The organism is Reinekea sp. (assembly GCF_982785585.1).
Genome location: NZ_CEYAVF010000001.1, coordinates 1 through 11,074, shown reverse-complemented (window position 1 = coordinate 11,074; position 11,074 = coordinate 1). Strand labels below are relative to the sequence as shown.

Genomic DNA, 11,074 nt, shown 5'->3' with positions numbered 1-11,074 from the left:
TTTGCTGGGCAAAGACGGCACGTAGATTTTTCAGCAGGAAGGGGGCCGAGCGCACTGCAAAGACCCCCGCCTTAGGCCGAGGCGAGGCCACCATGGCAGCGACATCGCCACAGGCGAACACCTCAGGGTTGGAGGTGCTTTGCAGATAGGCATTGACTGCAATAAAGCCTTGGTCGTCGACCGCCAAGCCAGCCAAGCCGGGCCAGCTCGGGGCTGCAGCGGGCGTACACCAAAGCGACTTATCCATCGCCAGGGTCTGGCCATCGGTGGCGGTCAGCCGGTCAGCGGTGACCTCGGCGACGCGAAAATTAGTCACCCAGTGGATGCCATAGCGTTTTAGCGCCGCTGCCACGGCGCGCTGTACGGCAGCTCCATACGCGGGCAAGAGCGTGGTGCCAGACTGCACCAGCGACAGTTCTAAGGGCCGCCCCTCTTGAGCAAAGCGTGCCGCGATCGCCAGCACCACCTCGATACCGGCCGGACCGCCGCCGATGACCGCCCAGTGCGGTCGGGTGCCCGGCCCGCGTTGGTCGAGCAGATCTTGCCATAGGTGCGTCAGTTGACTGATCGGCTTGACCCCGATGGCAAACTCGCGCGCGCCGGGCACGGCCAGGTTCGGTGTCGATCCGGTGTTAATCGAGACGCGGTCGTAGCTGAGCGGCGGCTGGTCGGCCAGTTGCAGTTGTTTTCGTTCGAGGTCGATTCCGGTCACTCGGGCATGGATAAAGCGCACCTGGGCCGCTTGGCACAGGCGTGGCAGATCCAGATGGGTTTCCTCGACACTATAGTGCCCGGCCAAATAACCGGGCAACATACCAGAATAGGGGGTTAGTAGTGTGTCCGAGACCAGAGTTAAGCGGACGCCCGCTATGGGTTTCATCGCCAACATGCGCAGTACCAGCGCATGGCTATGGCCACCGCCAACAAAAACCAGATCCCGTTCGATCATCTCAGTGTTTCCCGCTGTGATCATTGCAGTGTCCTGCGTAGGGTAAATTTCGCCGACTGATAGGCCAGCCAGAGCGTACCGAGGGGGAATCAAGATGGACTTGAACAACATGCCGATACCCGGAGCTGGCCGCGCTGAGTGCCGCTACTGGGCTTGTTGAGCCAGCCATTGCAGAATCTCCTGGTGATTGCCTTCGAAGAGGGTGTGCTCTGCCTTGCTGGCAAATTGGTAGTCATACATGGGGTCGTAATAGTCGGACAGCAGTATTTCAACTAAATTCTCAAACTGGGTCCAGCCCCCGCGCTGGGCCAGATCGACCAGCCCGGCGTCGAGGCACTGAATCAACCGAGCAAAGCGCACACCACCGAGGCGTTTCTGTATTCGGGTCAGGGCACCGCGGACAAACTCATCCAAATAGGCTAGGGCCACTTGCTCACCGTGACAGAGGTGGCGCTGATAGGCGTCCTGAAAATAGTCTCGACAAATCCGTTGAATGCGTTGTTCCAACGGCACGGTCAACTTGACGATGGGCGCTCCTTGGCTGAGCACCAAAAATTCCGGCAATACGGCCACCCGGCCAATCAACCGGCCCTCATCCTCGAACAGCACCGGTCCGGAACTGCGCGCCGCAAGTTTGAGCCAGGCGACCGACCAGGCATTTTCAAAATCGATTTGCGCCGGTTGCGTGCTGCCGGTGTACCCGAAGGCACTGCCGCGATGATTGGCCATGCCTTCCAAATCAATCGCCTGATCAACCGAGCGAATTACCTCGGTCTTGCCCGAGCCGGTGGCGCCCGATAGCACCCTGATATGGCCGACCCTTAAGCGCTCGTGTAACTGTTCGAGCAAAAAAGACCGCAATGCCTTGTAACCGCCCTCGATCATGGGCAGATCAACCCCGGCGTCGCTGAGCCACTGCTGGCTGATGCGTGAGCGCAGGCCGCCGCGAAAACAATAGAGGACGGCCTCCGGATGCTCTGCCGCAAAGGCGACCCAAGCCTGCACGCGTTCGGCCTTGAGGTCGCCCTGGACCAGCTGATGGCCCAAATCGATCGCCGCCGCCTGGCCTTGTTCTTTATAGCAGGTCCCAACAGCCTCCCGTTCGTGATCAACCATAAGCGGCCGATTGTGTGAGCTGGGAAAGGCACCCTTGGCGTATTCCACGGGTGCCCGGACATCTATCATGGGTCGGTCCTGCAAAAACAGGCTGGTAAAGTCGCGAATCGGTTGCACAGGCCTTCCTAAGGTTGGGGTTGCAGGGTTGTTGTCAGCGGGTCGGCCGGCAACGCTCTATCGTAAATCAATGAGCCGCGGCGCGACAGCCAAGCGGTGCTCAGCAGGGATAATAGCAGCATCAGCGAGAGCATAACGGGAAAGCCAAGAAACTCGGCAATGGCACCCATTATTAACGCGCCCAAGGCGGCACCGGCGATGGCGAGGGTAATCCATAAGCTGAGCACCCGGCCGCGCATCCCATCCACGGTCTGACGCTGCAAGAGAATCTGCGAGCCAGTACCCAATAGGGTCATCAGCAGGCTAATCAAACCAATAAAGACCGACATCGGCCAAATTGATAACCGAAACAGGAGCGGTACAATCGCCAGAGCGGTGAAAAACATGGCCCCGATCAATACGCGCACCAGGCGTCGGGTGTCGCGCCCGAGGGTGGACATATACCAGCCACCAAGAATCGACCCCGCCCCGGCGAATGCGGTTAGGGTGGCCAGGTCGGTTGCCGTGCCGGCGGTAAATAGACCCGACAGGGCCGGCAGCAGTTCCATTAGCGAGCGGGCGACCTGGCTGTTGATCAGAGTGAGGGTACAGAGTAGCCGAATCGCGGGGTCGGACCAGCTGAACCGTACACCGGCGGTAAACTCCTGCCAACCATTGGCAGGCCGGCTGCTGGCCGTGCGACCTGCTGGACTGGCATGTTCATCCAGGAGCAGATTGAGCAGGGCGGCGGTTAAAAAGGCCAAACCGGCCAGCACCAGAACCCCACTCGGGCTCATAAAGGTCAGGCACCAGGCGGCAATGGCGGGCGCAACGATGCGCGAACTGTTAAACACCATGGCGCCTAAGCCAACGGCATTACTGAGTTCATCCGGGCTCACCAAACGAGGGATCAGGGCCAGGCGTAAGGGCGAGCCGGCGGCAGCAATCGCGCCGAAGGCAAAGGTAAGGGTTAAGAGCAGCGCCAGGCTCAGTGGCGAGAAGCGCAGCAGGCCAATAGCCAATAGCGTAACCGTCGCTTGGCAGGCCAGCCAATAGATCATGCCGCGCCTAAGATTGATGCGATCGGAAATAACGCCAAAGATCGGCGTGATAATCAGCGAGGGTAACAGCAGGCTGGTGCTGGCCACCCCGACCCAAAAAAATGACGTAGTTTGTTGCCAAATAAGCCAGGCCAACAGAAAACGTATCATCCAGACGGCCAGTGTGGCGAAACAGGAAGCGATAAAATAGATGCGAAATTGGCTGTTCAGTAAGGCGGAGGTGTTCGACATTAATTCTGGATCCAGGGGATAGGCGGCCAGTCTAACAGAGTGCACGGTCGAACCGCGCTCGATGTCAGAAAAGTCTCAGTCGAGCGCACACGATTCGATTGAAGCCCAAAACGGGGTTGAATCATACACAATGACCCCAACTGACCAGGGTAGGACAAAATTTACGCTTAATTCGTCGACCCAGGTCGACGCTGCCCAAACCCTTCACAGTCGGGCTTAGGCTAACTTGATACTCATATATGTAATCGATAGGACAACCCAATGATTGAAGAAAATAAGGTAGTGACGCTCCAGTATAATGTGCAGGACAGCGATGGAATCCTGATCGACAGCTCCGAAGCGAACGATCCCCTCGTCTACTTGCACGGCGGCCATAATATTATTTCTGGCCTGGAGAGTGCGCTCCTGGGTAAAGCCAGCGGGGACGAATTTGACGTGGTGATTGAACCATTGGACGCCTACGGCGAACACGATGAAGCCCTGGTGCAGGTTGTGCCGAAGAGTGCCTTTGAAGGCGTCGAACAGATTGAACCCGGCATGGTATTTACCGCTGATACGCCGAATGGCCCGATGCAACTGACCGTTACGGCGATGGACGGTGACGACATCACCATCGATCCGAACCACCCTTTGGCGGGTAAAACCCTGCACTTTACCGGTTCTATCACAGAAGTACGCGATGCCACCGAAGAAGAATTGGAACATGGGCATGTGCACGGAGCCGGTGGCCACCAGCATTGATCCCTTGGGTTGCTAAGTCTCTGGCCAACGGTCGAGGCTTAGCAACCCAATTAGGCTAGTCCATCAGCGCCCTTCTTTTCGTGCGCTCTAGGTACTATCCTTACCGTTGGGGTGCCGCTCGCCGATTCAGGCGGAGGTCGCAATCGTTTATCGACCCAGAGGGACGAATTCATGGCAATCTTACCGCTAGTTTGGCTCGTGCTGGGTGTCCTCTTGATACTGATGGAGCTGGTGATGCCTGGCGCCGTGCTCGGCTTTATCGGCGCAGCCGCGCTGCTGACCGGCGGCCTAATCCATTTCGGTCATATCTCTGGAATGGCCAATATTCTGCTAACCTTTTTTATCGCCTCAATCGCCTTTGTATTGGTTCTGCGCACCGGACTGCTTAGGCTTTATCCGTCCGAATCGCGAGTTGATAATACCGACGAGCTGGTCGATGCTATGGGTCAGATTGTGCTGGTGCAGGACGCGATAACGCCCTCTGGGCGAGGTCGTATTCAATACTCAGGCACCAGCTGGCCGGCCCAGGCGAAGGTTGAGCTAGGCGCCGGCGAATCGGCGACCATTATCGGTCGAGATGGCAATTGTTTTATCGTTAAACCACTGGAAGGGAATTAAGATGACACTCTTTACCATACTGGCGCTGGCCGCCTTCTTTATCCTCAAGCTATTTCTGATCGTGGTGCCGATGCGCGAGTCCTTTGTGATCGAGCGGCTCGGGAAGTTTCGCACTGTTTTTCAGCCCGGTCTGCATCTAATTGTGCCCTTTATTGATCGAGTAGCCTATCGCCATGAAATTCGCGAACAGGTCTTCGATATCCCGCCGCAGCACTGTATCACCAAGGACAATATCCAGGTGGAAATCGACGGCCTGGTCTATCTCAAGGTCATGGATCCGCAGTTGGCCAGCTATGGCATCGGCGACTACAGCCTGGCGGCCATCAATATGGCCCAGACCACCATGCGGTCTGAGGTGGGTAAGCTGTCCTTGGGGGAAATCTTCTCCGAGCGCGAAACGCTCAACGAAACAATCGTGCGGGAAATTGACCGGGCCTCGGAAAGCTGGGGCATCAAGGTGTACCGCTACGAGGTCGCCAATATCAGTCCATCGGCCCATGTGGTCACCACACTCGAGAAACAGATGGTCGCAGAGCGCGACCGACGCGCCGATATCACCTTGGCCACGGCCGAGAAAGAAGCCAAGATCAATATGTCGGAAGGGGTTCGTCAAGAAGCGATCAACCTGTCGATCGGTGAACGTCAACGGCGTATCAATATAGCCGAAGGCCGCGGTCGAGAAATCTCCCTGTTGGCTGGCGCCCAGGCTACCGGCATTGCGCTTGTCGCGGAGGCGATCAATAAGCCCGGCGGCAATACGGCCATCAAGATGCGTCTGGTCGATCAGTTTGTCGAAGAGCTGGGCAAGATTTTGGCGAGCTCCGACATCTCGGTGTTGCCGGGTGAGATGGCCCGCGTGAAGGGCATCTTCGAAGGTGTCGATCAAGTAACTAAACAGTTTAAAAGCTAAGGCGACCGACCTATGGAATCTAACTCAATAGCAGATACGTTTAACGTCGCGGTTTGGGCGGTCATCTTCATCACGGTGACCTTTCAATTTTTTCGCTCGCTCTATTTCGTGCCGACCAAGATGGCCTATATTGTCGAGCGTTTTGGCCGCTATCAACGCACGTTGGAACCTGGCTTTCACGCCATCGTACCGTTCGTCGATAAGGTTTCTGACCGCGTTAACCTGAAAGAAATGACCGTCGATGTGCCGCCGCAATATTGTTTTTCTAAGGATGAGATTAACCTGCAGGTCGATGGTGTAATCTATCTGGCGGTCGAGGATCCGAGCAAGGCCTCCTATGGCATCGTCGACTATATGGATGCGGCCGTGCAGTTGGCGCGCACCACAACCCGGTCGGTGATTGGCACCCTGGATCTGGAACGCACCTTTGAAGAGCGTGACCTGGTCAGCTCCAAGGTCGTTGAAGTGCTCAATGCCGCCGGTCGTGCCTGGGGTATTCGCGTCTTGCGCTTCGAGATTAAAAACATCCTGCCCCCTGCCAGCGTCAACGAGGCGATGGAACGGCAGGTCACCGCCGAGCGAGAAAAGCGCGCCATCTTGGCGAAAAGCCTCGGGGACAAGCAGTCGCGCATCAATGTCTCTGAAGGTGTGATGACCGAAACCATTAACGTCTCCGAAGGTGATAAGCAGCAGTTGATCAATGAGGCCGAAGGTAAGGCGCAAGAGATCTTGACCATCGCCAAGGCGACGTCAGAGTCGATCGAGAAAATTGGTGCGGCGATTCATGCCGAGGGTGGCGAGGCGTCTATTCGGCTGCAATTGGCCGAAAAGCTCTTTACCAAGGTCGGCACCCTAGCCGATGCCACGACCCGAGTGGTACTGCCGGCCAATGTCGCCGACTTCCACGGCTGGTTGCGTATGGCCGATTTAGAACTGATCGCCGACAAGAAGTAGGCTGAGCCCAGAGGCCCCGGGTTGAGCGCCTTACGCGCGTTCAACCCGGGGCTCAGTTAGCCGTTTAACAGCGCGCGCAAATCACTGATGGTGCGCGCATTGCTCGCCTTATCGGCCGGTGAGTCAATCTTGTCGGTACCAATCCACTTCACGTCTTCCTGCGGTAACTCATCTAAAAAGCGACTCGGCGTACAGTCGTGCAGCTCGCCGAACTGTTTGCGTTTGGCGGCGTAGGTCAGGGTGAGGGTGGTTTGTGCCCGGGTAATGCCGACATACATCAGACGTCGTTCTTCTTCTATATCGCCCGACTCGATCGAGTTTCGGTGCGGCAGCAACTCTTCCTCCATACCGATGACAAAGACATAGGGGAATTCCAATCCTTTGGAGGCGTGCAAGGTCATCAATTGCACAGCGTCGGTTTCATCCTCCTCTTCCTGTCGATCCATCAGGTCGCGCAATACCAGCTTGCCGATCGCATCGCCGATCGCCAGGTCCGAGTCGTCCTCATCATTGCCCTTTTCCAGCATAGACTGTAGGCCATCGACCAGGATATGGACATTGGCGAGGCGCTTCTCCGCCATCTTGTCGCTCTGACTGTCTTGCCGCAGCCAGGCCTCATAGTTGATATCGGTGAGCATCTCGCGGATCACCACGACCGGATCCTCGACCGTGTGTAACTTATGGATAGTACGCTCGAGCCAGGCGCTGAAACGCTCCAAGCGGGCGCCGGACTTGGCCGATAGATGCTGGCGCAGGCCGATTTCGCTGCTCGCCGCGGACAGGCTGACACCGCGCACGGCGGAATAGTCGTTGAGCTTTTCCAGCGTCGCCGCGCCGATCTCCCGGCGCGGGGTATTGATAATGCGTAAAAAGGCCGCGTCATCATCGGGGTTGATCAGCAAACGCAGATAGCTCATCAGATCCTTGATCTCAGCCTTGGCGAAGAATGAGGTGCCGCCGTTGATCTTGTAGGGAATCCGATTCTGTTGCAGCTTCATCTCCATAATGCGCGACTGATGATTGCCCCGATAGAGGATAGCAAAGTCGCGGTAGTCGGCCCGGCGCACCAGATGTTGATGCAGTATTTCGTTGGCCACCCGTTCGGCCTCGGACTCATCCGAGCCGGAACGGATAATGCGGATCGGATCCCCGAACGTCTTGTCGCTCCACAGGGTCTTCTTGAAGACGTGTGGATTATTGTCGATAACGGTGTTAGCTGCCTTTAAAATCAGGCCAGTCGAGCGGTAGTTTTGCTCCAGCTTAACCAGCCTTAGGTGCGGAAAGTCTTCCTGCAACTGGACCAGATTTTCCGGTCGCGCACCGCGCCAGCTATAGACCGACTGATCATCATCACCGACCACAGTAAAGCGTTGGTTCTCGCCGACCAGCAGTTTGACCAACAGGTATTGGGAAATATTGGTGTCCTGGTACTCATCGACCAGCAGATAGCGGATCCGCCGCTGCCATTTGCCGAGCACTTCGGCGTTGTTTAAAAATAGGGTCGCCGGCAAGCGAATCAGGTCGTCAAAGTCGACCGCGTTGTAGGCGCTGAGCATCCGGTTGTATTCGGCATAGATCGCCACGGCCAATTCGTGGTTGCCGTCCTCCATCTTGCCGACCAGCTGCTCCGGGTCCTTAAGATCGTTTTTCCACAGGCTAATCAGGTTGCGAAAATAATCGAGTTCATCGGCCGCATTGGGCGCCGTGCGCAAGATGATATCCTTGATCAGGGCCTTGGAATCGTGGTCATCGAACAGGGTGAAGTTGCTCTTAAGGCCCAGATGGAGGGACTCCTTGCGGAGAATATTCAGACCCAGGTTATGGAAGGTCGAGACGATTAGACCATGGGCCTGCTTGCCCTTAACCAGCTTGCTGACGCGGGCCTTCATTTCTCGAGCGGCCTTATTGGTAAAGGTCACGGCGGCTATATTGTGGGCCTTATAACCGCATTCCTGAATCAGATAGGCGATTTTTTGGGTGATCACCGACGTTTTACCCGACCCCGCGCCGGCCAGCACCAGCAGAGGCCCACTGATGTACTGTACGGATTCTTGTTGGCTGGGATTGAGTTGGGTGGCCATGTCAGTGGGGTTACCAGGAAAGGAGCAGGAATTTTAACAGCCCGTGGATGTTCACCCAAGGGAAGTTTTATATTGGCTCTAAATGGATCTTTTTATGCCGGATTATTGACGATACTGCGGATCAGCTTCACACAGCGATAATAATATGGCTGGGTCAAGGCTTAACCTGCGGCTACCCACAGGCCCTGCCCCCCGATTGATGCACCTAAGCCCGGTGGCTCGGTGCGCTATCCATTTAGGCAGGGCACAGGTCGATGCTGGGCTATTCGCTATCCAATAGAACGATCTGATGCGGCTCAATACGGATCTTCTGTAGCTTGAAAAGCCGGCCGATCGCATTTTTAAAGTTACCCTTGCTGACCTGAAAGGTACTGTAGATGGCCTCGGGCGAGCTCTTATCGGACAGCGGCAGCGTGCCGCCATTGACCTTGAGCTCGACCAAAATACGCTCGCCTATATCGAGGCGGGCTTCGTGGCCCTGAAGCTGAATCGCCAGATCGATCTTCTGGTCTTCGCGGATATTCTTAATATAGCCCGACAACTGCTGGCCCACCTTGAGCGGCTGCAGTAGGTCGGCGTTTAGAATCATACCCAGGTACAGTTGATCGACGACCGCCTTATAGCCAATATCGGTGCGGCCGACGACCAGTAGGCTGACTCGATCATTGACGCTATAGTTGCTGGTTTCTTCGCGCAGATAATTGCTCAATTTGGCCGAGCCGGTAATGCGCATGGTGTGTTCATCGACAAATAGATAGACCACGTGAGTTTGCCCCACTTCCATCGGCTTGCGTTGCTGGCCGAGTGGCACCAACAACTCCTTGGGCAGACCCCAGTCCAAAAAAGCACCAAAGGAGGTAGTGTCCTTGACTTCCAAGGCGGCACACATGCCCACCTCAGCCTTGGGCTTCAGGCTGGTGGCAATCAGTCGATCTTCTGAATCCAGATAGATAAAGACATTGATCCAGTCACCCAGCTCGGTATCGGGTGGCACCTGAGTCTTCGGAAGCAGGATTGCCTCAAGGTTCTCGCCATCGAGATAGACCCCAAAGTCCATAATAGAGGTGACTTCAAGGGTGTTGTACTTGCCGATTTGTGCCATGGAGCCCACCAAAAAGGGGAAAAGGCGCAGTATAAGGGAAAAAATGGATTTTAGCATGGGTCGCGCAGCTGGATGTTATAGCACCCGATGCCCCGGTTACGTTGTTGGTCCGGTAAGACAGTGGGCATAATAGGGCGCAACAATATGTAACTTCGTTTTCTAGCTCGGAACGGCTCCCGTCTCCAATAGTGGGCGAATCGTCCTTTAAAGGTACCTTTATGCGTGTATTACTTCTCACCCTGAGTTTATGTTATTCCGCCAGCGTCATAGGCGCATCGATATGGCATGTACAAGGCGAGCAGGAATGGTATCTGTTCGGCACCATCCATGTATTGCAACCGGACGCCTACCCCTTGCCGGACAGTTACGACCGGGTGTTCCGGCGCTGTGCCAATCTATGGCTCGAGATCGATCCTGCTGCCCTGAGTGAGCCGGCAACATTGCAGCAGGTTCGCAACATCATGCAGCTGGCAGCGGGTCAGACGCTCAAGAGCCAGGTCAGCGCTGACGCGTACCGTCACCTAACTGCGTTGGCCGACAGCGCCGGCCTGCCGTTAGTCAATCTCCAAGGCCTCAAGCCCTGGGCCGTGGTCAACGTCCTAACCCTGAGCCTGTTTGAGCAGCGTAGCTTCGCCACTGACCAGGGCCTGGATCTGTATTTGGCTGAGCAGGCCAAGGCACAAGACATACCCATTCGACCATTGGAAACGGTGATGCAGCAGATGACCCTGTTCAATGAGTTGGCGGCAGCTATTCCAGATGAATTTATAACCTTCTCGACCAATGACTTGGATCGAGTCGACCTGCTGGTGGCAGATATGGTGCGTTACTGGCAGGAGGGGGATGTCGAGGCGCTCTACCGTGCAGCCGACTTTAAATCCTACCCGACCGTCGAGGCGGCGATGCTGAGTGAGCGCAATCGCGACTGGATGGACCAATTTAAGCGTGCCAAGATGCTTGCATCGCCCCAGTGTATCGCGGTGGGCGCGTTGCATATGGCCGGTGAGGAGGGTTTGTTAGCGCAATTTAAACAGGCTGGATACCGGGTCACTCGGGTTACCGAGGGCATAAGCGAACAGGTTGAGTGACTCCAGCTGCGCAGGCCGGCGGTCCCAGTCGGGTTAGAGTAGCTCAAGCGCCAGCTTGCCGGCCAAACCGACCAAGACCACACCAAACAGCCGGTCTAGCCAGACAGCCTTGCGTTGCAGATGCGCC

10 protein-coding genes are annotated in these 11,074 nt (G+C 56.3%); 5 read left to right on the top strand and 5 right to left on the bottom strand.

Going from position 1 to position 11,074, the window contains the following annotated elements:
* From AC4FIC_RS00050 to AC4FIC_RS00040, 3 genes are all read right to left on the bottom strand, one after another.
* A partial coding sequence (locus AC4FIC_RS00050) for an FAD-dependent oxidoreductase (RefSeq protein ID WP_476194836.1) occupies nt 1-973 on the bottom strand: 973 nt, incomplete at its 3' end.
* A 120-nt stretch (nt 974-1,093) separates the two neighbouring features.
* Nucleotides 1,094-2,182: a tRNA 2-selenouridine(34) synthase MnmH gene (gene mnmH / locus AC4FIC_RS00045; protein WP_100258592.1), complete on the bottom strand. Its 1,089-nt coding sequence runs from the start codon at nt 2,180-2,182 to the stop codon at nt 1,094-1,096.
* Between the two features lie 8 nt (nt 2,183-2,190).
* Complete coding sequence (locus AC4FIC_RS00040) at nt 2,191-3,453, bottom strand: MFS transporter (protein ID WP_476194835.1); 1,263 nt, start codon at nt 3,451-3,453, stop codon at nt 2,191-2,193.
* A 261-nt stretch (nt 3,454-3,714) separates the two neighbouring features.
* On the opposite strand from AC4FIC_RS00040, the gene AC4FIC_RS00035 reads away from it, so the two are divergent.
* From AC4FIC_RS00035 to AC4FIC_RS00020, 4 genes are all read left to right on the top strand, one after another.
* Nucleotides 3,715-4,194 carry an FKBP-type peptidyl-prolyl cis-trans isomerase gene (locus AC4FIC_RS00035; protein ID WP_100258590.1) on the top strand — a complete coding sequence of 160 codons (480 nt, stop codon included), beginning with the start codon at nt 3,715-3,717 and terminating at the stop codon, nt 4,192-4,194.
* Nucleotides 4,195-4,365: 171 nt separating this feature from the next.
* Nucleotides 4,366-4,812 carry an NfeD family protein gene (locus tag AC4FIC_RS00030; protein WP_100258589.1) on the top strand — a complete coding sequence of 149 codons (447 nt, stop codon included), beginning with the start codon at nt 4,366-4,368 and terminating at the stop codon, nt 4,810-4,812.
* 1 nt (nt 4,813) lies between these two features.
* On the top strand, nt 4,814-5,722 hold the full coding sequence (locus AC4FIC_RS00025) for an SPFH domain-containing protein (protein WP_100258588.1): 909 nt from the start codon (nt 4,814-4,816) through the stop codon (nt 5,720-5,722).
* Nucleotides 5,723-5,734: 12 nt separating this feature from the next.
* The gene (locus AC4FIC_RS00020; RefSeq protein ID WP_100258587.1) at nt 5,735-6,676 is read left to right on the top strand and encodes an SPFH domain-containing protein; all 942 of its coding nucleotides are present in this window, start codon (nt 5,735-5,737) and stop codon (nt 6,674-6,676) included.
* Nucleotides 6,677-6,732: 56 nt separating this feature from the next.
* On the opposite strand, the gene rep is transcribed toward AC4FIC_RS00020, so the two are convergent.
* Complete coding sequence (rep, locus tag AC4FIC_RS00015; RefSeq protein WP_100258586.1) at nt 6,733-8,757, bottom strand: DNA helicase Rep; 2,025 nt, start codon at nt 8,755-8,757, stop codon at nt 6,733-6,735.
* A 262-nt stretch (nt 8,758-9,019) separates the two neighbouring features.
* A complete protein-coding gene (locus tag AC4FIC_RS00010; RefSeq protein WP_490359361.1) occupies nt 9,020-9,916 on the bottom strand; it encodes a CvfB family protein in 897 nt (298 codons plus the stop codon).
* A 161-nt stretch (nt 9,917-10,077) separates the two neighbouring features.
* On the opposite strand from AC4FIC_RS00010, the gene AC4FIC_RS00005 reads away from it, so the two are divergent.
* A complete protein-coding gene (locus AC4FIC_RS00005) occupies nt 10,078-10,947 on the top strand; it encodes a TraB/GumN family protein (RefSeq protein ID WP_476194833.1) in 870 nt (289 codons plus the stop codon).
* Nucleotides 10,948-11,074 lie beyond the last annotated feature (127 nt).